20 protein-coding genes and 1 tRNA gene are annotated in these 20,446 nt (G+C 49.0%); 1 reads left to right on the top strand and 20 read right to left on the bottom strand.

Features of this window, described 5'->3' with window-relative positions; all coding sequences use genetic code 11:
* Positions 1 to 27 precede the first annotated feature (27 nt).
* The 13 genes from rnr to M1Q06_RS05845 form a co-directional block, all read right to left on the bottom strand.
* Entirely contained in the window at positions 28 to 2,346 is a 2,319-nt protein-coding gene (gene rnr / locus M1Q06_RS05905) for a ribonuclease R (protein WP_121301066.1), read from the bottom strand.
* A 26-nt stretch (positions 2,347 to 2,372) separates the two neighbouring features.
* The gene (locus M1Q06_RS05900) at positions 2,373 to 3,119 is read right to left on the bottom strand and encodes an alpha/beta hydrolase (protein WP_058381239.1); all 747 of its coding nucleotides are present in this window, start codon (positions 3,117 to 3,119) and stop codon (positions 2,373 to 2,375) included.
* A gap of 106 nt (positions 3,120 to 3,225) precedes the next feature.
* Positions 3,226 to 3,453: a preprotein translocase subunit SecG gene (gene secG, locus M1Q06_RS05895; RefSeq protein ID WP_058381240.1), complete on the bottom strand. Its 228-nt coding sequence runs from the start codon at positions 3,451 to 3,453 to the stop codon at positions 3,226 to 3,228.
* Between the two features lie 471 nt (positions 3,454 to 3,924).
* Positions 3,925 to 5,220, bottom strand: a complete 1,296-nt coding sequence (eno, locus tag M1Q06_RS05890; protein WP_058381241.1) for a phosphopyruvate hydratase — start codon at positions 5,218 to 5,220, stop codon at positions 3,925 to 3,927.
* Between the two features lie 317 nt (positions 5,221 to 5,537).
* Positions 5,538 to 7,070 (bottom strand): 2,3-bisphosphoglycerate-independent phosphoglycerate mutase, encoded by a 1,533-nt coding sequence (gpmI, locus tag M1Q06_RS05885; protein WP_434402221.1) that lies wholly within the window; start codon positions 7,068 to 7,070, stop codon positions 5,538 to 5,540.
* The gene (gene tpiA, locus M1Q06_RS05880; RefSeq protein ID WP_434402219.1) at positions 7,063 to 7,824 is read right to left on the bottom strand and encodes a triose-phosphate isomerase; all 762 of its coding nucleotides are present in this window, start codon (positions 7,822 to 7,824) and stop codon (positions 7,063 to 7,065) included. Before tpiA ends, gpmI begins: the two co-directional genes overlap by 8 nt.
* A gap of 13 nt (positions 7,825 to 7,837) precedes the next feature.
* Positions 7,838 to 9,022, bottom strand: coding sequence for a phosphoglycerate kinase (locus M1Q06_RS05875; RefSeq protein ID WP_434402217.1), 1,185 nt, complete (start codon positions 9,020 to 9,022; stop codon positions 7,838 to 7,840).
* 110 nt (positions 9,023 to 9,132) lie between these two features.
* Entirely contained in the window at positions 9,133 to 10,140 is a 1,008-nt protein-coding gene (gap, locus tag M1Q06_RS05870; RefSeq protein WP_121301061.1) for a type I glyceraldehyde-3-phosphate dehydrogenase, read from the bottom strand.
* Complete coding sequence (locus M1Q06_RS05865; RefSeq protein WP_434402215.1) at positions 10,141 to 11,184, bottom strand: sugar-binding transcriptional regulator; 1,044 nt, start codon at positions 11,182 to 11,184, stop codon at positions 10,141 to 10,143.
* A 104-nt stretch (positions 11,185 to 11,288) separates the two neighbouring features.
* Positions 11,289 to 11,519 carry a glutaredoxin family protein gene (locus M1Q06_RS05860; protein ID WP_121301059.1) on the bottom strand — a complete coding sequence of 77 codons (231 nt, stop codon included), beginning with the start codon at positions 11,517 to 11,519 and terminating at the stop codon, positions 11,289 to 11,291.
* Positions 11,520 to 11,533: 14 nt separating this feature from the next.
* The gene (locus M1Q06_RS05855; RefSeq protein ID WP_434402213.1) at positions 11,534 to 12,322 is read right to left on the bottom strand and encodes a TPM domain-containing protein; all 789 of its coding nucleotides are present in this window, start codon (positions 12,320 to 12,322) and stop codon (positions 11,534 to 11,536) included.
* Positions 12,319 to 12,897, bottom strand: a complete 579-nt coding sequence (locus M1Q06_RS05850; RefSeq protein WP_434402211.1) for a LemA family protein — start codon at positions 12,895 to 12,897, stop codon at positions 12,319 to 12,321. Before M1Q06_RS05850 ends, M1Q06_RS05855 begins: the two co-directional genes overlap by 4 nt.
* 156 nt (positions 12,898 to 13,053) lie before the next feature.
* Positions 13,054 to 13,125: transfer RNA gene (locus M1Q06_RS05845), tRNA-Arg, on the bottom strand.
* A 166-nt stretch (positions 13,126 to 13,291) separates the two neighbouring features.
* Here M1Q06_RS05845 and clpP point away from each other — a divergent pair.
* Positions 13,292 to 13,903, top strand: coding sequence for an ATP-dependent Clp endopeptidase proteolytic subunit ClpP (clpP, locus tag M1Q06_RS05840; RefSeq protein ID WP_058381250.1), 612 nt, complete (start codon positions 13,292 to 13,294; stop codon positions 13,901 to 13,903).
* A 60-nt stretch (positions 13,904 to 13,963) separates the two neighbouring features.
* Here the strand turns inward: clpP and M1Q06_RS05835 are convergent, their stop codons facing one another.
* The 7 genes from M1Q06_RS05835 to M1Q06_RS05805 form a co-directional block, all read right to left on the bottom strand.
* Entirely contained in the window at positions 13,964 to 14,221 is a 258-nt protein-coding gene (locus M1Q06_RS05835) for an HPr family phosphocarrier protein (protein WP_434402209.1), read from the bottom strand.
* A 57-nt stretch (positions 14,222 to 14,278) separates the two neighbouring features.
* Complete coding sequence (gene whiA / locus M1Q06_RS05830; protein WP_058381252.1) at positions 14,279 to 15,229, bottom strand: DNA-binding protein WhiA; 951 nt, start codon at positions 15,227 to 15,229, stop codon at positions 14,279 to 14,281.
* A gap of 21 nt (positions 15,230 to 15,250) precedes the next feature.
* The gene (locus tag M1Q06_RS05825) at positions 15,251 to 16,246 is read right to left on the bottom strand and encodes a gluconeogenesis factor YvcK family protein (protein ID WP_434402206.1); all 996 of its coding nucleotides are present in this window, start codon (positions 16,244 to 16,246) and stop codon (positions 15,251 to 15,253) included.
* Between the two features lie 4 nt (positions 16,247 to 16,250).
* Positions 16,251 to 17,132, bottom strand: coding sequence for an RNase adapter RapZ (rapZ, locus tag M1Q06_RS05820; RefSeq protein WP_058381254.1), 882 nt, complete (start codon positions 17,130 to 17,132; stop codon positions 16,251 to 16,253).
* A complete protein-coding gene (locus tag M1Q06_RS05815; RefSeq protein WP_121301054.1) occupies positions 17,125 to 17,610 on the bottom strand; it encodes an NUDIX domain-containing protein in 486 nt (161 codons plus the stop codon). The genes rapZ and M1Q06_RS05815 overlap by 8 nt, the downstream gene beginning before the upstream one ends.
* A 206-nt stretch (positions 17,611 to 17,816) precedes the next feature.
* The gene (trxB, locus tag M1Q06_RS05810) at positions 17,817 to 18,776 is read right to left on the bottom strand and encodes a thioredoxin-disulfide reductase (protein WP_058381256.1); all 960 of its coding nucleotides are present in this window, start codon (positions 18,774 to 18,776) and stop codon (positions 17,817 to 17,819) included.
* A gap of 67 nt (positions 18,777 to 18,843) precedes the next feature.
* A complete protein-coding gene (locus M1Q06_RS05805; RefSeq protein ID WP_434402204.1) occupies positions 18,844 to 20,370 on the bottom strand; it encodes a tetratricopeptide repeat protein in 1,527 nt (508 codons plus the stop codon).
* Positions 20,371 to 20,446: the final 76 nt, after the last annotated feature.

Genomic DNA, 20,446 nt, shown 5'->3' with positions numbered 1-20,446 from the left:
GGAAAAAGCGGCACGCGGCCGCTTTTTTTATTTCTTCTTGTTACGGCCTTGCTGTTTGGCAGGCTTTTCATAAAACTTTTTCTTGTTTTTCGGCTTGCGGTCTGCCCCGCCTTCGCCACGCTTTTTGCCGTCTCTTGGCTTATCGCCATTACGTCCGCTGCGAATCACTTTCGGTGTTTCCTTGCGCGAACTGCGGCGCGTATTTTGCGTCATGCCGACGATTTCAAAGTCGATGGATGACTCTTCCGGTTTGACACCGATAACCCGTACTTTGACTTCATCACCGATGCGGAACTGGCGCTTGGTTCGTTCGCCGATCATCATCATCTGACGGTCATCAAACTGATAATAATCATCCGTCAAGTTGGATACATGGACCAAACCTTCGATGGTATTCGGCAGCTCGACAAACATGCCGAAGTTCGTCACAGATGACACAATGCCGTCGAATTCTTCTCCGACTTTATCTGCCATATACTGTGTTTTCTTCAGTGCATCCGTATCGCGCTCCGCTTCCACTGCACGGCGTTCACGGTCAGATGTGTGAGTTGCGATATCATCCATTTCCGCTTCCCAATGGCGAATTGTCTTTTTCGACAAGTCTTTTTCGATCAAATACGTGCGGATCAGACGATGGATAATCAAATCCGGATAGCGGCGGATCGGCGACGTGAAATGCGTATAGAATTCCGTCGATAAACCGAAATGGCCAAGGCTATGTGAAGAATATTTCGCCTGCTGCATCGAGCGCAACATCATCGTCGAAACAACGGGCTCTTCAGGCTTGCCTGCGATAGATTCGATGATTTCCTGCAAAGCCTTTGGAGAAACTTCATCCCCTGAACCTTTCACAGTAATACCGAAATTCGTAATGAATTCGAAAAAGCGCTGCAATTTTTCCGTTTTCGGTTCTTCGTGAATGCGGTATAGCGACGGCACATCCATGCGATGAAAATGTTCCGCGACGGTTTCGTTCGCTGCGAGCATGAATTCTTCGATCAAACGTTCAGCAACTGTGCGCTCACGAACGACAATATCAATCGGATAACCTTCATCATCCACAATTACTTTGGACTCTTTAAAGTCAAAGTCGATCGCTCCGCGTGTCATACGGCGCTGATGCAAGACAGCTGAAAGTTCTTTCATCAATTCGAACATCGGAACCAGTTCAGCATATTGTTCTTTCAATTCCTGATTGTCTTTTTCAAGAATTTCGTATACGTCGGTATAGGTCATGCGTGCCGTTGTGTTAATGACGCTCTGGAAAATATCGTGGGACAACACTTCCCCTTTGTCGTTGAAAATCATTTCACAAGACAAAGTCAAACGGTCAACTTGCGGGTTGAGCGAGCAGATGCCGTTCGACAAGCGGTGAGGAATCATCGGAATGACGCGGTCCGTCAAGTAAATGCTGGTCGCGCGGTCGTAAGCTTCACGGTCTATGGCAGAACCTTCCGTCACATAATGGCTGACGTCTGCAATATGGACGCCGAGTTTGTATGTGCCATCTTCAAACTTCTTGACTTGAATAGCATCATCCAAATCTTTCGCATCCGCCCCGTCAATCGTCACAATCTGCTCATCGCGCAAATCACGGCGGTCATTCAAGTCTTCAGGATCGATTTGGTCCGGGACAGCATTTGCCTGGTCCAGCACATCCTGCGGGAATTCCACTTCGATGCCGTATTTATGGATGATCGACAATATATCGACGCCCGGGTCGTTTTTGTGTCCGAGCACTTGTGTAACCATGCCTGTTGCGGACAAACGCCCTTCCGGCCAGCCGGTGATTTCGACGACGACTTTATGGCCGTCGACGGCACCGAGTGTATCGTCTTTCGCAATAAAGATATCCATATTCATTTTCTTGTCATCCGTGACGACAAAGCCGAAGCCTTTGTTCGCCTGGAACGTGCCGACGACTTTCGTTGTGCCGCGTTCCAAGATGCGGATGACGGATCCTTCGCGGCGGTCTCCAGATGACCCTTCAGAAACACGGATCATGACTGTGTCGCCGTTTACCGCTCCGTTGACTTCATTCGGCGGGATAAAGACATCGTCAAGTCCAGCTTCTTCAGGCGCAAAAAAGCCGAAGCCTTTGGCGTGGCCGATGAATTTGCCGCGCATCAAGTTCATTCGGTCCGGCACACCGTAGCGATTCGAACGTGAACGCACCAATTCGCCTTTTTCCTCGAGCTTGACGAGCGTCTTCACCAATTCCTTAAATTCGTCGGCGTCTTCAAAGCCGAACTGTTCTTCAATTTCTGTCACCGTTAAAGGCTTGTATGCTTCTTCGCGCATAAAGGCCAATAAACGTTGATCCAATGACTGTTCATTCTTGCCCAATCCTAACTCCTCCTTTTGAGACCGTCTCACACGCTCCAGTCGAGCGATTCGAGAAACTCGTATATATCTTCATGCAATTGCTTTTTCTCCTGATCCAGCGTAATGACATGGCCCGATTTCTCGTACCATTTGATGCGCTTGTCAGTCGACTCCGCTTCGTCGTGGATGATGTTCGCAGACTCTGTATTGATGACTTTGTCCAATGAGCCTTGGACGACGAAAAGCGGTGCATAGACATGATCGACGTTATTCCGTACTTCACCGATCAACTCACGCAGTTCAGCGAGTGTTTCCATCGGCTTTTCCTCGAACTTCTTCATCTCTTCTTCGATAAGCTTATCATCTTTTCCTTCATATTTCTTGTATTCACGGGCATACTCCAAAACGCCCTGGTACATCAGGTCGGTAGATTTCATGTGCATCGGCGCACACATCGTCACAATGCCCTTGATAGGCTTTGTATACCCTAGTTTCAAGCTGAATACGCCGCCGAGCGACAAGCCGGCCACCGCAATCTCCTGGTATCCCTTGTCGACCAGTGTTTGATACGCCTGTTCGACGTCTTTCCACCAATCCACAGGGCCTGTCTCCACCAGCTTCTCCGGCGCCACGCCATGCCCTGCGTAATGCGGCGCGATGCTTGTGTAGCCTTTTGTTTCCAAGAATCGCCCGAGCATCCGGACATCTGCGGAATTGCCGGTAAAGCCGTGCAATAACAGCACCGCACGCGGCCCTTGCTCAAAGAAGAATGGTTTTGGTTGTGAAATGCGCATAAAAGTTCCCTCCAACTAAATTTACTTACTATATTTATAGGCCTGTGCCCAATTTCCCCTAAAAGAAAACGCCCAACCACTAAATGGTCAGGCGATGTGCTCTACATTATACTTTCGTTACGGCGATAGCCAGAATAAAGAATAAGGCAGCAAGGACGATCGTCACCCGGTGTAGGACAAGATCCAACCCACGGGCTTTTTGCTTGCCGAAAAGTTGCTCTGCTCCACCGGAGATGGCTCCTGAAAGGCCTGCACTTTTCCCTGATTGCAATAGAACGACAACAATCAAAGCGATCGAGACGATAAGAAGTAATGTCATTAACAATGTATGCATAAATACCACCTCCTGAAAAGAACCTTCACAACAAACTCTAGTTTACCAAAAATTGAAACCTCAAGCAATAGAGCCCCTAAAAAATACAAATAGTTTAGACCATTTCATCTTTTTCTGTTCATTCTTTTTTTAATCTGTTGATGAGGAACATTTGCAATATCTAGCCTGAAAACAATAATAATCTATTTTAATTCTATTTTACAAACCCGCTATAGATGAAGCGGAAGGGGGCGACTCCAAGAGGAACAGCGAGACAATTGAGACCCTGCAAGCAGAAACGCGAAAGGCATTGAGCGTTTTCGTTTGCGAAGCTCGAACATCATGAGAGTTGAGCAGGTGGGTTTTGCGAAGCGCCGAAGCGGCTCAATGCGAGCCCTCTGGAAAGCGTCCCCCTGTAGCGGAATCTTTATCCACTGTAACAGAAAAGCTGCCGGAAAAAATCTCCGGCAGCTCTTCCTCACCTATTCACTATTATTTCTTCAAGTTATAGAAAGTCTTAACGCCCAAGTATTTCGCTGTGTCGTGCAATTGGTCTTCAATGCGAAGCAATTGGTTGTATTTCGCTACGCGGTCCGTACGTGACGGTGCGCCTGTTTTAATTTGTCCTGCGTTTGTCGCGACTGCGATGTCTGCAATCGTCACATCTTCCGACTCGCCTGAACGGTGGGAGATGACCGCTGTGTAGCCTGCGCGCTTCGCCATTTCGATTGCATCGAATGTTTCTGTCAATGTACCGATTTGGTTTACTTTGATCAGGATCGAGTTGCCGATGCCTTGCTCGATGCCTTGCGCCAATTTCTTCGTGTTCGTAACAAACAAGTCATCTCCGACTAGCTGTACTTTATCGCCGATACGTTCTGTCAATAGCTTAAAGCCATCCCAGTCATTCTCGTCCAATCCATCTTCAATAGAGACGATCGGGTATTTATTTGCCAACTCTTCATACCAGTCGACCATTTCAGCGGAAGTCTTGACCGTGTTATCCCCAGCCAATGTATAAACGCCTTTTTCTTTGTCGTAGATTTCAGAAGCAGCTACGTCCATTGCGAGCAAGACGTCTTGGCCTGGCTTGAAGCCGGCTTTTTCGATCGCAACCATGATCGTCTCAAGCGCTTCTTCGTTCGAGCCAAGGTTCGGTGCGAATCCGCCTTCGTCGCCTACAGATGTGTTATAGCCTTTGTCTTTCAGTACAGTTTTCAAGTTGTGGAAGATTTCTGCACCCATGCGAAGCGCATGGCGGAAAGATTCAGCGCCTACTGGCATTACCATGAATTCCTGGATGTCGACATTGTTATCCGCGTGCTCACCGCCGTTAAGGATGTTCATCATCGGTACCGGCAATTGCTTGGCGTTGAATCCGCCAAGGTATTGGTAAAGAGGCAAGTCCAAATAGTTCGCTGCTGCATGGGCAACTGCCATGGAAACGCCAAGAATCGCGTTTGCGCCAAGACGGCCTTTGTTTTCAGTTCCGTCAAGTTCGATCAACGCTTGGTCGATGGATACTTGATCAAGTACTGAATAGTTTTCTTCCAACTCATCAGCGATCTCGTTGTTTACGTGATCCACTGCTTTAAGGACGCCTTTACCAAGGTAACGGCTCTTGTCGCCATCGCGAAGTTCAACTGCTTCGTGTTCTCCAGTAGATGCGCCAGATGGCACGATTGCACGGCCGAACGCGCCGCTTTCTGTGAATACCTCAACTTCAACAGTTGGGTTCCCTCTAGAATCGAGTACTTCGCGTGCTTGGATGTGTGTAATAATTGGCAATGTCAACAGCTCCCTTTTCAAATGGTTTGTTCAATTTCGTTTATAAGTTATTCGAAATGTGCAGATTTTAAACTTTATGAGTTAATGATAAGTTTTATCCATATTATTTCAATACAAATGATATTCCACAAAACAGTTGCATTGAGTAGGACAGATGAAAGAGTGTAAGGCGGCGACTCCTGCGGGAACAGCACGAGCTGAAGACCCTGGACTGAGCGTAAGCGAGGGAAGCGGCTGAGGCCGTGCCCGCGGAAAGCGTCCGCCTGAAACGAGTTCATCACTCTCTTTTACAAACATTCTATAACTTTTTAAACTTTCTAATACAACGGTTTTCCAGTCATCTCTTCCGGCTGCTCAACATCGAGCAGTTTGAGGATCGTTGGTGCGAGATCCGCTAGAATGCCGCCGCTGCGCAAGACTTCGCCGTGCTTCGTCAAAATGACGGGCACTTTGTTAGTCGTATGTGCCGTCATCGGTAAGCCGTCTTCTGTCAGCACTTCGTCTGCGTTGCCGTGGTCGGCAGTGATGAGCGCCGATCCGCCTTGGCGGTGGAGTGCTTCAACGATACGGCCGAGACATTCATCCACGACTTCGACTGCCTTGATTGTCGGCTCGAGCATGCCGCTATGACCGACCATGTCTGGATTGGCGAAGTTCAAGATGATTGCATCGTGTGCGCCTGCATCGATTTGTTCGACGAGACGGTCGGTCACTTCATAGGCACTCATTTCAGGCTGCAAATCGTAAGTCGCCACTTTCGGTGATGACACGAGAATGCGGTCTTCCCCTGGGAAAACCTCTTCCCGCCCGCCGCTCATGAAGAAGGTGACGTGCGGGTATTTCTCGGTTTCGGCAATGCGCAATTGCGTCATGCCGTTCACCGATAATACTTCCCCGATGGTATTCACCAAATTGACGTTGCCGTAAGCAATACGGGTCTTCAATTCTTCACTGTAAGTCGTGAAACTGATGAACACCAGATCTTTCGGATGCTGGATGCTCAACGGGAAATGGGCAAAATCGGGACGAGTCAATACGGTCGTCAACTGGATGGCCCGGTCCGGACGGAAATTGAAGAAGATGACGGAGTCCCCTGATTCGATGACAGCAGGCGCTTCCCCTTCTTTCACGACCGTAAACGGCAGGACGAATTCATCGACAATTCCTTCCGCGTAAGATGCTTCTACACCTTCCGCAGCGGAACTGGCACTTGGTCCGCTTCCGTCGACCATCGCGCGGTACGCGAGCTCGACGCGTTCCCAGCGCTTGTCGCGGTCCATAGCATAATAACGCCCACTGATGGAGGCAAAACGCCCAATGCCGATTTGCTGCATTTGTTTTTCAGTTTCTTCTATATAATGGAGCGCGGTTTTCGGCCCGACATCGCGGCCGTCCAAAAATCCGTGTACATAGACTTCACTCAAGCCTTGCTGTTTCGCGAGGCGCAATAAAGCGAACAGGTGCTCATAATGGCTATGGACGCCCCCATCGCTAAGCAAGCCCATGACATGCAAAGCTTTACCGTTTTCTTTGGCGTTCATGACAGCATCCAGGAATGCGGCATTTTCAAAGAAATCGCCGTCTTTGATCGATTTGTGGATGCGTGTCAAATTTTGGTAAACAATGCGGCCCGCACCGATATTCAAATGGCCGACTTCGGAATTGCCCATTTGCCCGTCCGGCAAACCGACCGCTTCACCGGAAGCAGTCAGCAATTCATGGGGATAGTCGTTCCAAAGTCTGTCGAAATTCGGTTTATGCGCTTGTGCAACTGCATTTCCAGCGGTTTCTTCGCGGCAGCCGAAGCCATCCAAGATGATTAACGCTGCCGGATGTGCCGTTTTACGCATTTGAACCCGCCTCCAACAATTTGACGAACGATTCCGTTTCCAAGCTCGCCCCGCCGACTAATGCGCCGTCGATATGCTCCATCGAGAGTAATTCCTGGATATTGGCAGGTTTCACGCTTCCGCCGTACTGGATGCGGACTTTTTCAGCCGTTTCATCGCTGTAAAGCGATGCAATTTTCTTGCGCACGATGCCACAAGCTTCGTTAGCGTCTTCAGCTGTCGCTGTTTTGCCTGTTCCGATTGCCCAGATTGGCTCGTAAGCAATGACTAGCTCAGCGATTTGTGCATCGGTCAATCCTTCTACTGCTTTTTCGACTTGCGATTCCACGATGCTTTCCATTTGGCCCGCTTCGCGCTGTTCGTCCGTTTCACCGACACAAAGGATCGGCGTCAATTGATGCGAAAATGCCGACTTCACTTTTGCATTGACTGTTTCATCGGTTTCATTGAAATACTGGCGGCGTTCAGAATGGCCGATAATGACGTAGCTGACGCCGATATCTGCCAATTGTACAGGGCTGATTTCACCAGTGAATGCGCCTTCGCCTTTATCGTGCATCGTCTGTGCGCCAATTTTCAATGCGCTGTTTTCTGCAGCATCGACTAATTGCGTCAAGTATAGAGCCGGAGCACAAATGACAGAATCAAGCTTTTCAGCATCCGGCACTAGGCCGTTTACTTTTTCTACAAATTCCTTCGCTTGTGATGCTGTTTTATACATTTTCCAGTTACCTGCAATAATCGGTTTTCTCACAAAAACACTCCCTTTATTTATCGGTTAATGCGGTGACGCCTGGCAAATCCTTGCCTTCCATGAACTCCAGAGAAGCTCCGCCGCCTGTTGAAATGTGGTCCATTTTATCTGCTACATGGAATTTCTCGACTGCCGCTGCGGAATCGCCACCGCCGATGACTGTATAGCCTTCAGTTTCTGCCATTGCTTGAGCGACGGATTTCGTGCCATTTGCAAAAGCTTCCATTTCGAACACGCCCATCGGCCCGTTCCAGATAATGAGTTTCGACTGGTTGATGACATCGGCATACAACTTAGCTGTTTCCGGCCCGATATCCAGCCCCATCCAATCGGACGGAATTTCTTCGATTTTCACCGTTTTGGTCTCTGCGTCTTTTGAGAACTCGTTCGCGACTGTCGCATCAACCGGCAGATAGAACTTCACGCCTTTTTCCTTCGCTTTGTCGATAAATGATTTGGCAAGGTCGAGTTTGTCTTCTTCCACAAGTGAATTGCCGATTTCATGGCCGAGCGCTTTGATGAAGGTATAAGACAAACCGCCACCGATAATCAAGTTATCAACTTTGTCGAGCAGATGGTCGATGACGCCTATTTTGTCTTTTACTTTCGCCCCTCCGATGATGGCAGTAAACGGACGGTCCGGTTCTGATAAAGCTTTGCCGAGAACATCCAGCTCTTTTTCGAGCAACAGGCCTGATACTGCCGGCAAGTGTTCGGCGATTCCTGCAGTGGAAGCATGCGCTCTATGCGCAGCGCCGAATGCATCGTTGACGAACACATCAGCCAGAGCCGCAAATTGTCTCGCGAGTTCCGGATCGTTCTTTTCTTCGCCTGCATGGAAACGGACGTTTTCAAGCAACAGAATTTCGCCTGACTCAAGAGAAGCGATTTCCTGCTCCACAGTGTCCCCTACGGATTCTTCAAGGCATTTCACGTCGCTGCCGAGCAATTCGGCCAACCGTGCGCCTGCCGCAGCTAATCTCATGTCTTCGTTAACTTGGCCTTTCGGGCGTCCGAGATGGCTTGCCAAGATGACTTTTGCGCCTTGTTCGACCAAATACTCGATCGTCGGCATCGCGGCACGGATGCGCGTGTCGTCTGTCACTTTCCCGTCTTCCATCGGTACGTTGAAATCTACACGGCAAAATACGCGTTTCCCTTTCAAATCCAAGTCTTTCATGGTCATTTTCTGCAGCATGAAAATACCTCCTAATTATATTCAAAAAAATAAGGGGTGGGGTAAATTCCCCACCCCTTTTACCCTCTTTATTATAGAGGTTCATTGGTAATTAAGCTATGATTTTCAGCTTACAGCCCTTTTTTGTACATGTGTACAGCCAAGTCTACACAGCGTGCAGAGTAGCCGGATTCGTTGTCATACCAAGCAAGAACTTTCACCATGTTTCCGCCTAGAGACATTGTAGATTGAGCATCTACTGTAGCGGAAGCTGTGTTGCCGTTATAGTCGCGTGAGACAAGCGGAAGTTCGCTGTATTCCAAGTAGCCTTTCAACTCGTTTTCAGTCGCTTCTTTAAGCGCTTGGTTCACTTCTTCAACAGATGCTTCTGTTTCAAGTTCAGCAACAAGGTCGATCAATGAAACGTTCGGTGTTGGAACGCGGATCGCCATGCCATCGATTTTGCCTTCAAGTTCAGGCAATACTTTTGCAACGGATTTCGCTGCGCCAGTAGTTGTCGGGATCATCGACTCAGCTGCTGCACGCGCACGGCGGTAGTCAGAGTGAGGCGCATCAAGCAATGCTTGGTCGTTCGTGTAAGAGTGGATCGTTGTCATCATGGCTTTCTTGATGCCGAATTTTTCGTTCAACACTTTAGAGATGCCGGACAAGCCGTTTGTTGTGCAAGATGCATTGGAAACGACGTGATGCTCTTCTGGGTTGTAAGTTTCTTCGTTAACGCCCATAACCAACATTTTCATGCCATTTTTGCCAGGAGCTGAAAGGATGACTTTCTTAGCTCCAGCTTCGATGTGCTTAGAAGCTTTTTCTTCTGTTGTGAAGATTCCTGTCGATTCCAGAACGATGTCGATTTGGTGCTCTTTCCAAGGCAATTGCGCTGGGTCTTTTTCAGCGAATACTTTGATTTCCTTGCCATCGACGAAGATTGAATTGCCTTCTGCTGTAACTTCAGCGTCCAATGTTCCGTGAACTGAATCGTATTTCAAAAGGTGTGCCAGCATAGCTGCATCTGTTAGGTCATTGACTGCTACTACTTCCACTTCACTGTTTTGCATTGCTTCACGGAATACGACACGGCCGATGCGGCCAAAACCATTGATTGCTAATTTTAAAGTCATTTATAATTCCTCCAATTTTGTTGTTTGGTTGAGTATTGCCCTTGCTGCTCCTTCGTCTGTAACGAGGATGGTGCGTTCAGGCGCGGCCTGGAAATAAGATTCGATGGCACGCGCTTTTGTGCGTCCTCCGGCGACTGCCATGATGCCCGGTGCTTTTTGGACCTGCTCTAATTGAATGCCCGCTGTTGGGATGCGATAAACTATTTTTCCGGTTTTATCGAAATAATAACCGAAGGCTTCGCTGACAGCTCCGCCTGTTTTGATCTTCTCGACTTCGTTCACGGAAGAGCGGCGCCTGATGGCCATCTCTTCTGCATCGCCGATTCCATGGATGACTAAATCCGTCCGGTCATACAGCTCCATCATTTCTTTGATGACAGGTTCCTTCATCATCATTTCGAGCGCTTCCGCACTCAAATGCTCAGGCAGATAAAGCGTGCGGACAGCTCCGCCTGTTTTTTCGGCAAAGGATGAAGCGATGGTGTTCGCCTGGTGAAGCATTTCTTCCCCAAGACCGCCTCGTGCAGCGATAAACTGCATGGCGGGATTTTTTCTCGCTGTGCGGATTTCAGCTGCTACGGCGGCCATCGTACTGCCGCCAGTAACGGCGATCGTCCGGCAGCTTTCGAACATTTCCTCCGCGATGCGCGCGGCTTGCCTGCCGATAGCGGCTTTGACCGATGATAACCGGTCGCTATCCCCTGGCAGGACGACTGCTTGTTTGATGCCGAGTTTCGCTTGCAGCCCCGTTTCGAGCTCTGCAGTCCCGGCCAATTCCTTGACCAGCTCACGGAGTTGGTCAAGAACATCGTCCCCCAGCATCGTCAGGCTCATGCCGCTCTTGCTCATTTCGATCAAGGCTTGGTCCCTCAATAAATCGGTCTCTTTGCGGATTTCCCTTTCGGCTGCGCCTGTCATCTCGCTGATTGTGCGCCTTCCAACGGGCTGTTCAGTTTGAATCAGCTCGAGGATGCTATAGCGCTTTTTCAGCAAGCTTGGCAGTTCAGGCAATAAATGCACTTGCGCTTGCAGAACTGGATCCATCGCTCCACCCCTTTGTTGGACGTTTTTTGTCCCACTATATATAAATACGTCCCACTAGATTCATTGTAGCCGAGCTATTAGATTTATGCAAATAAAAAGAAGCGTTAAAGAATTAACGCTTCTAAAAGTTCACCATAGCCGAAATTTCCGTAGAGCAGTACATTTTCCTGTTTCGTGAGCACCGGAATCATCAGCATATATTGTTCGTGCAATTGTTCATCTTCTTCAATATTGATTTCCCGGAAGTCAATTGGGTAATCTTCCTGCAATAGCCGCAGTGCAGACTTTGCCTCTTCGCAAAGCCCGCAATTCGGCCGTGTGTAGAGCGTATACATGCTATTCCTCCTTATCAGAAGCCTCGCCCGGCTCCGCCGCCTCCTGAAGAGCCGCCACCGCCGCCGCGGAAACCTCCACCGCCGGAACCGCCGCCGAAGCCGCCGCCAAAACTGCCGGGCCCGAAAAATCCGCCGCGCCTCATGGTTCTGCCGCGGCCGCGACGTCCACGGCCGCCGCCTCCTCCCGTAAACAGGAACAGTAATACGAGTACGATCAGAAAGGTGATGACCGGCTGCATGATGCCGCCTTCGCTGTCTTCGCTGCCTGGTGTCACTTCATTGAGAGGCTGCGGGCTGACCGCTTCTCCGTCCCACTCGTATTCTGCAGAAACTTCACTGTACAGAGCCTGATACGTATTGAGGATTGCTTCGTCCGGCTGGTCTTCGCGCAAATACGGAACGGCGTAATCATCCAAAATGCGCCCGACTTTTCCGTCAGGAAGCGCGCCTTCAAGGCCGTAGCCGATTTCGATATAGATCTCGCGGTCCGTCATCGACAGCACGACCAGCACGCCGTTGTTCTCTTCCGCTGAGCCTACGCCGTAATGGCGCAAAGCCTCATTAGCGTAGCTTTCAATCGGCTCACCCTCCAGGGAATCGACGACCATGACGGCAATCTGTGCAGTTGTCGCGTCTTCCAGACCAGCCCCCAAGTTCTTGATCTCGGCTTCCTGTTCTTCACTTAAGACGCCGGCGATATCCTGGATGTAAATATCATCAGTCAACTCCGGAAATTCTACCGCCTGCGCGGTTCCGGCGATCATCAGCAGCAACAAGAGCAAAACAGGAATTCTTCGGATCATTCTTCGTCAGTCCCAAAGTCCACATCCGGCGCATCTTCCGCTCCAGCATCAGCTTCGAAATATTCCTTTTCGTCAAAGCCGAAAATCCCCGCTACCATATTGCCTGGGAAACTGCGGACTTCCCGGTTGAATTCCGTCACTGAGCCATTATAGTCCTGGCGTGCGACTGCGATCCGGTTTTCCGTTCCGGCCAGTTCATCGGATAATTGTTGGAAGTTCTCACTCGAGCGGATTTCCGGATAGTTCTCGACGACGACCAGCAAGCGGCTGAGCGCCCCGCTCAATTCTGCATCTGCTTCGGCCTGTTCTTCAACCGAGCCGGCATTCGCCATGCTTGAACGGGCTTCCGTGACACTATCGATGACCTCTTGTTCCTGGTCGGCAAAGCCTTTCACCGTTTCCACCAAGTTCGGGATTAAATCGAGCCTGCGTTGCAATTGGCTTTCGAGTTGCGCGTACGATTGGTTGACGTCCTCTTCCAATTGAACGAAATTATTATAGCTTGAACCGAATACGGCAACGGCAATGACGATCAGCCCAATCACCAACAGCAATGGAATAAGTAATTTTTTCATTTTCCCGTCTCCTTTTCTTTTACAATAATATTTTTTGTTTTCCCTGACTATCCGTTCCTTGAAACCCAATACACCTGATTCTACGTTTCAGCCGCTAAAAAGATTCAACAAAAAACCGCACAGCCTTTAGCAGGCTGTGCGGTTTTTCATTTTTTACACCCTCGGAGGGAATCGAACCCCCATCTCAAGAACCGGAATCTTACGTGTTATCCTTTACACTACGAGGGCAAATGTTGTTCGCGACTTTTCTATTATACAAAAGCTTTCCCCGTATTTCAAGCGCCTATTTTCAATTCGTTAGATTTGACCTTCATTGACCATGATGTGTATGATGAATGTACGGCTGAACAGTGTTTCAGCAGCACTTACATTTACCCGAAGGAGGAAATTATCCATGAATTTAATCCCTACAGTAATCGAACAGACAAGCAGAGGCGAACGCGCATACGATATCTATTCACGCCTATTGAAAGACCGCGTCATCATGCTCGGCAGCGGAATCGATGACAACGTCGCCAACTCCATCGTCGCGCAATTGCTATTCCTTGAAGCTGAAGATCCGGAAAAAGACATTTCCATCTACATCAACAGCCCAGGCGGCAGCATCACGGCCGGCATGGCGATCTACGATGTTATGCAATTCATCAAGCCAGATGTCCAGACAGTGTGCATCGGCATGGCTGCATCCATGGGCGCTTTCCTTCTGGCAGCCGGCACAAAAGGCAAACGCTATGCATTACCGAACGCTGAAGTCATGATCCACCAGCCACTTGGCGGAGCTCAAGGGCAAGCGACTGAAATCGAAATCGCCGCAAAACGCATCCTGTTCTTGCGCGAGAAATTGAACCAAATTCTATCTGAACGCACTGGCCAGCCGCTTGAAGTGATTTCACGTGATACAGACCGCGATAACTTCATGACTGCAGAACGTGCACTGGAATACGGTCTCGTCGACCAAATCATCACGCGCAACAAATTGCCGGAAAACCACGAAAAAGAAGAATAAGCTAGACAAAAAGAGCTGCCCCGCGGGGCAGCTCTTTTTTGGTGCTTAAAGCGCTTGGCTTTAAGCTTCTTTATCGATCAATTGCGCCAACGCATCGACGGCTGATTCTTCGTCAGCGCCGTCTGCTGAAATCGTGACATTCGTGCCTTTGCTGACAGCTAGGCTCATGATGCCCATGATGCTCTTGGCATTGACTTTCTTGTCGTCTTTTTCCAAATAGACATCCGAACTATAGCGGTTGGCTTCCTGTACGAACAATGCTGCCTGCCTCGCTTGTAATCCTGATTTCAATTGCACTTCCACTTGTTTTTCTACCATGCATATCCTCCTCCGAAAACTTGACTCTCACGCAATCTATAGAAAAGAGCAGCCCTGTTACCGGCTGATCGTTTCGCCTTTTCTCAACGACTCGGCAATCTCATCGATTTTCCGTAGCCTGTGGTTGACACCTGATTTGCTCACTTTTCCTGTCGATACCATCTCGCCCAGTTCTTTCAGTGTGACATCCTGGTACTCCACACGCAAGCGGGCTATCTCTTTCAGGCGGTCCGGCAATTGGTCGATTCCGATCACTTGGTCGATAAAGCGGATGTTTTCGATTTGCCGCAGCGCCGCATCGATGGTCTTATTCAAATTGGCCGTTTCGCAATTGACTAAGCGATTGACGCTATTGCGCATATCGCGGAGAATTCGGACATCCTCGAATTTCAATAGCGCCGAATGGGCACCTGTCAGGCTGAGGAAATCGGAAATTTTCTCCGCTTCCTTCAAATAGGTCACAAATCCTTTTTTTCGCTCGATCATTTTCGCGTTCAATTGGAAATGGTTCATCAGGATGACCAGCGCTTCAGCGTGGTCTTTATAGGAAGAATACACTTCCAAATGATAAGAGGAGGTTTCGGGATTGTTGACCGACCCCCCGGCCAAAAAGGCACCGCGCAAATAAGAGCGCTTGCAGCACGTCGTCGAGATCAGCTCAGGGGAGATATCCTGCTGAAATTGAAAGCCTTCCGACAAGATCAACAAATCCTCAAGCACGAATTTCGCGCCTTCCCGCAAGCGGCATATATAGACATTATTCTTTTTCAAACGCATTTTTTTACGGACCAAGAGTTCCACTGGATACGCTTTGTAGAAGCGCTTGAGCAAAGTATAGATCCTTCTCGCGATGGCTGCGTTTTCCGTTTGGATATCCAGGCTTAACTGGCGATTGGAAAATGACAGCGTACCGTTCATGCGGATCATCGCCGACAGCTCTGCCTTGCCGCAGCAATCGTCTACTTCAATCTGGGTCATTTCTTTTTTTGTTTCTGATGCAAAAGACAATTATGCCCCCCCTTTCAAGCTTTAGGAATACCGGCGCTGCGAGGGTTCCTGCGATTCGCTGCTGGTGTATTCAAAAAGCCATTTCGCCACTTTCATCGGTTCATGCCGGACGGCTTCCCCGAAAATATTCGCAATGTCATGGCGATATACTTCAAGCCCCATATTTTTCAGGCGTTCTTCATCGTATTCCACCGGCCATGCTTTTTCTTTTTTGTATCTTTCGGCCACTCCTTGCGGCATTTGGACTTTATCGATCAAAATGGCATCGAGAAAGTTCACACCTACATGTTCGTACAGAGCTTTCACATGATCCGAGGCCGTATAGCCGTATGTTTCACCCGCCTGGGTCATCAAATTGCAAATATAGATTTTTCTTGCCTTCGCCTCAAGCAGCGCTTTTTTGATATCCTTCACAAGCAAATTCGGCAAGATGCTCGTGTACAAGGAACCCGGCCCGATGACGATGACATCCGCAGATTGAATCGCCTGTATGGTATCCGGCAAGGTCTTGACGCCGGCCGGTTCCAGGAATACGCGCTTGATCGGCTGCAAATAGGCGGGGATTTTGGACTCGCCTTTGATGATGGTTCCATCTTCAAGCTCTGCGTTCAATGTGACCAATTGATTGGCGGCAGGCAAAACCGTGCCGTTGACGTTCAAAACACGGCTCATTTCCCGGACCGCGTGTGAAAAATCGCCTGTCAAATCAGTCAATGCCGCAAGCATCAGATTGCCCAATGAATGCCCTTCCAAATCAAGCGAATGCTTGAAGCGGTATTGGAACATTTCAGCCACCAATGGTTCGGCATCCGACAGCGCAGCCATGACGTTGCGGATGTCTCCTGGCGGCGGGATATCCAAGTCATCGCGCAAACGCCCGGAGCTTCCACCGTCATCTGCCACTGTCACAATTGCCGTCAAGTCGAGCGGAAAAGTTTTTAAGCCCCTCAGCAAAGTGGACAGACCGGTTCCGCCCCCGATGATTACGACTCGTTTTTGCTGGAGACTTTTTTCCATATGCTCAGCCCTTTCTGATTTTCACATCTCTATGCGTAATGCTGACTTTGTTGTTTTTCGATAGGTATTTCCCGAAATACTCGGCAAGCGTCACGGATCGATGCTGGCCGCCTGTGCAGCCAAAAGCAATGACCAATTGTGCTTTGCCTTCTTGTTTGTACTGGGGAATCATGAAATCGAATAAATCCTCAAGCTTACTCACCAACGTCTGCGTTTCCTGCCACTTCAAGACATAATCGGAAACCGGCTGATCCAAGCCCGATTGCGGATTCAATTCTTCTATATAATAAGGGTTCGGCAGGAAGCGTACATCGAAAACCAAGTCAGCGTCGATCGGCATACCGTGTTTAAAGCCGAAAGACATCAAATTGACCGTAAAGACATTGCTCGTTTTCGAAGCGAAATCCGACGTGATTTTCTCCTTCAGCTGGCGCGGGCTCATTTCTGACGTGTTATACATATAATGGGCCCGTCCTTGCAAGTCTTTCAGCATATCCCGTTCTTTTTTGATGCCGCCAAGCACAAGTCCGCCCGGCGATAATGGGTGGGAACGGCGTGTTTCTTTATAACGGCTGACGAGAGTCTGGTTTTCCGCATCGAGAAACAGGATCGTGATCGCCACTTCCGGTTCTTTGGAGAGGTCATCGATTGCATCGACGAGGCTGGCGAAAAAATCGCCGCCGCGAAGGTCCATGACTGCTGCGACGCGCTTCATCGATTTGCCCGAATCCCGCATCAATTTGATGAATGTCGGGAGGAGTGCCGGTGGAAGATTATCGATCGTGAAAAAACCGAGGTCTTCAAAACTTTGGATCGCCACTGTCTTGCCTGCACCGGACATGCCGGTGATAATGATCAATTCGGTTTCTTCGATATGCTTATCCATGCTGGCGGTTCACCTCTTCAGTCGATGATTGGATGTTCTCTTCTAGCAGTTCGAACTCTGGCGTATAATAGAAGGTCCCGTATTGGACCCCTTCCTGATAAGCCGCAAACAATAGGTTTGTCCGGTCCCCTTCCGCCATCGGCAGGGTATGCAGACTTTCTACTGGATGCCATTCGAGAATCCCTTCACGCGTTTCTTCGAATGGGATCCCGCGGAACTGTGTCGCCCGGAACGTGAATAGCATCCATTCATCCACTGTCTGTCCGCCTTCTTGGATCATCATGGTGTAGACGCCCTTCAAGTGAACGCCCAACGGCTCTGTATCCGTTTCTTCCCTGAACTCACGGATGGCCGCTTCATAAATCGATTCACCGCTTTCCATTTTGCCGCCAGGAGCTACGTACCAATCCCTGCGCGGCTTTTTCATCAATAATACTTTGCCATTCTCTATTAGCAATAAATTCGCGATTCGCTGCACATTTGCCACTCCGCATCTAATATAAACTATTTTCATTATACATCTATCCTGGCGTGTCATGCAAAAGAATGCAAAAAAAGAGGCCACTCCCCGGACAATCCGGAAAGCAGCCTGTCAAAAATAACTATATAAAAAGGGGGTTGATTTACATTACTTACTATACCTCTTTTGCATGACAATGCTGTTACAAAGGGATTAAGAAAGCGTTAAGCTTGCGCTTTTGAAGCAATTTTTTCGGCAAGCTCTTCTACATAATGCTGGACGCTTTGCGCGGCGATGCTGCCGTCGCCAGTCGCAGTGACGACTTGGCGCAAAGTTTTGTCCCGCACATCGCCTGCCGCGAAGATTCCCGGCACCGAAGTTTGCATTTCTTCATTTGTTTCGATGTAACCTAGGTCATTCAGGATACCCAGTGATTCAAATGGTTTTGTCAATGGCAGCATGCCGATGTAGATGAACACGCCGTCCGCTTCGAATTCCCGTTCGGAATCGTCTTTTGTCGATACCAAGGTAACGCTGCCGACCTTGCCGTCTTTATCGTGGATTTCTTTTACAGTGTGGCTCCAGATAAAGTCAATCTTATCGTTGGCAAATGCGCGGTCTTGGAGGATTTTCTGCGCGCGCAATTCATCTCTGCGGTGGACGATTGTCACTTTATCCGCGAAGCGTGTCAAATAGACTCCTTCTTCTACGGCAGAATCCCCGCCGCCGACAACGACCAGTTCTTTGCCTTTAAAGAATGCGCCGTCGCACACTGCGCAATAGCTGACGCCGCGGCCGCCAAGTTCGTTTTCGCCTGGAATGCCCATTTTCTTATACTCGGCTCCAGTCGTCAAAATGATGGCGCGGGCTTTGTATTCTTTCGAACCGGCTTTGACAGTTTTGAATTCATCGCCGTCGATGATTTCAGTCACGTCGCCATAAGCATACTCGGCTCCGAATTTTTTTGCATGTTCAAACATTTTGGTGGATAGGTCAGGACCGAGAATGTGGTCGAATCCTGGGTAGTTTTCAATTTCTTCGGTGTTGGCCATCTGTCCGCCAGGGATCCCGCGCTCAAGCATGAGCGTCGAAAGATTCGCTCGGGACGTATAGACCGCCGCTGTCATGCCCGCCGGCCCTGCACCGATAATTAACACATCATAAATATTAGTCGTTTCTGTCATTATAGGCCCTCCTCGTTATCACTAGCTAAATCGTAAAGCAATAAACTGCCGCCTTCAACTTTTATGCCTAGTCCTTGAAATTCGGCAAAAACCCGCTCAATTCATCGACATATTTGGACATCGTAGCGGCAGAAGTACCGAATTTCACGGCGACTGCTTTTTTTGTCGTTTCCCGTTTTTCCGCTGATTCAACCATATAGCTGACGGCAGCGGCAAGTGCTGTTGGATTGCGGAACGCATAATCGCCATCGAAAGCCCGTTCCGCCAGCATGAACCATAATTGGAAGATGGCGTCATTTTCGCGGTCAACCATCCCTTTCTGGTAATACAGACGCTCTGCTGTTTCCATTGCACGCAAAAAGGCTTTTTCTTCCTTGACCGATTCGCGGAATGGATGGCCAAGCGCATAACCGAGCATATAGGTTTCCAAAACGGAAGGCTGCTCGGATTTCAGCCAATTCGGATGCGAAATGATTTCTTGCTTGTGGGAAGATTTCCCAAGCAAGAACAAACCGTAAATCCGTTCGCTTAAATGAGGATGGTCAAGTTTGTGGATGAGAAAATCGCGGTCATGTTCAAGCGCATCGACATGCGGCATTACAGCCTGCTCTCCCCACGGCTCGTACCCTTCTTTTGCCGGGTCCATCCGCTTCAATTGCTCCCACGCATACTTTGCGGTTTCTTCATGGCCCGAATGGTACGCTGCATGAGACAACCAGAAATAAAACGCGGGGTCTCCGTCAAACCCACGTTTTTGCAAGCTTTTCAACCAACGATACGCTTCCTTGTATTTTCCGACCAAGGCGAAGGTCGCGCCCAATTTATAGCGATGCTCAAAGACATATGGCTGGATCTTTTTCAGCAAGCCAAGGATATCGTCCAACTCATCATTTTTCTCATAATAATGGAACACCGCTAAATTGCATAAGGCGTGCAAGTTGCCGGTGTTTCTGCGGAGCACTTCATGAAGCAGCGATTTCGCCATTTCCGTTTCCCCGACATAAAAATACGCCAGCGCCAGGTTATTATAGGCCCCCCAGAAATCCGGCTTTTCTTCGATGACTTCTTCCAATAACTCGATCGCCTCCGGAAACTTGCCTTGTTCCATCAACCGGCGCGCTTTTTCCTGTAAGTAATAATACTCGCTATTATGGGCTTCGCCTTCATCATCGAACAACTGCCAGTCTTCCTGTTCGGCAAAATCGATGATTTCCATTGCTTCCGCCGCGTAGCTTCCGCGGGTATCCTTTTCGAGATAAGCCTTGGCATATTTCCGGGCATCAAAAAACAAGCCCAGATGTGCATGGACTTCAGCTAAAAAGAATAAAATATTCGGTTCTTCCGGATCGAGCTTGTGGGCAGTGCGCAATTCATCCATCGCCAGCTCGAATTCCTGCCGCTCCATCAGCACCACTCCGTAATGCATGAGGATAAGCGGATCATCCGGAGTCAGTTCTTTCGCCCGCTGCAAATACTTATACGCTTTATCATATTGTTCGCGCTGCAGCTCCTTGAGTGCTTTTTGATAGTAAAATTCCCCTGTCGGAATGAATGATACGACATTATCGAAATTTTTTCTTTTGTTTTTCTCCAAAATATGCCTCCGTAACAGGAAAAGGAACGATCGAAATCGTTCCTATCCCTAAATGTGCTGTTATTATAGCATATTT

It is taken from the genome of Planococcus sp. 11815, assembly GCF_051096385.1.
Classification (GTDB): domain Bacteria; phylum Bacillota; class Bacilli; order Bacillales_A; family Planococcaceae; genus Planococcus; species Planococcus citreus.
This window is presented reverse-complemented; position numbering and strand designations above follow the sequence as displayed.

Excerpts from the sequence above, each read along its gene's own strand:
- M1Q06_RS05900 (WP_058381239.1), bottom strand. The coding sequence starts at position 3,119 with ATGCGCATTTCACAACCAAAACCATTCTTCTTTGAGCAAGGGCCGCGT.
- secG (WP_058381240.1), bottom strand. The coding sequence starts at position 3,453 with ATGCATACATTGTTAATGACATTACTTCTTATCGTCTCGATCGCTTTG.
- gpmI (WP_434402221.1), bottom strand. The coding sequence starts at position 7,070 with ATGCGTAAAACGGCACATCCGGCAGCGTTAATCATCTTGGATGGCTTC.
- M1Q06_RS05875 (WP_434402217.1), bottom strand. The coding sequence starts at position 9,022 with ATGCTGCAGAAAATGACCATGAAAGACTTGGATTTGAAAGGGAAACGC.
- gap (WP_121301061.1), bottom strand. The coding sequence starts at position 10,140 with ATGACTTTAAAATTAGCAATCAATGGTTTTGGCCGCATCGGCCGTGTC.
- M1Q06_RS05865 (WP_434402215.1), bottom strand. The coding sequence starts at position 11,184 with ATGGATCCAGTTCTGCAAGCGCAAGTGCATTTATTGCCTGAACTGCCA.
- M1Q06_RS05860 (WP_121301059.1), bottom strand. The coding sequence starts at position 11,519 with ATGTATACGCTCTACACACGGCCGAATTGCGGGCTTTGCGAAGAGGCA.
- M1Q06_RS05855 (WP_434402213.1), bottom strand. The coding sequence starts at position 12,322 with ATGATCCGAAGAATTCCTGTTTTGCTCTTGTTGCTGCTGATGATCGCC.
- M1Q06_RS05850 (WP_434402211.1), bottom strand. The coding sequence starts at position 12,897 with ATGAAAAAATTACTTATTCCATTGCTGTTGGTGATTGGGCTGATCGTC.
- clpP (WP_058381250.1), top strand. The coding sequence starts at position 13,292 with ATGAATTTAATCCCTACAGTAATCGAACAGACAAGCAGAGGCGAACGC.
- M1Q06_RS05835 (WP_434402209.1), bottom strand. The coding sequence starts at position 14,221 with ATGGTAGAAAAACAAGTGGAAGTGCAATTGAAATCAGGATTACAAGCG.
- M1Q06_RS05825 (WP_434402206.1), bottom strand. The coding sequence starts at position 16,246 with ATGGAAAAAAGTCTCCAGCAAAAACGAGTCGTAATCATCGGGGGCGGA.
- rapZ (WP_058381254.1), bottom strand. The coding sequence starts at position 17,132 with ATGGATAAGCATATCGAAGAAACCGAATTGATCATTATCACCGGCATG.
- trxB (WP_058381256.1), bottom strand. The coding sequence starts at position 18,776 with ATGACAGAAACGACTAATATTTATGATGTGTTAATTATCGGTGCAGGG.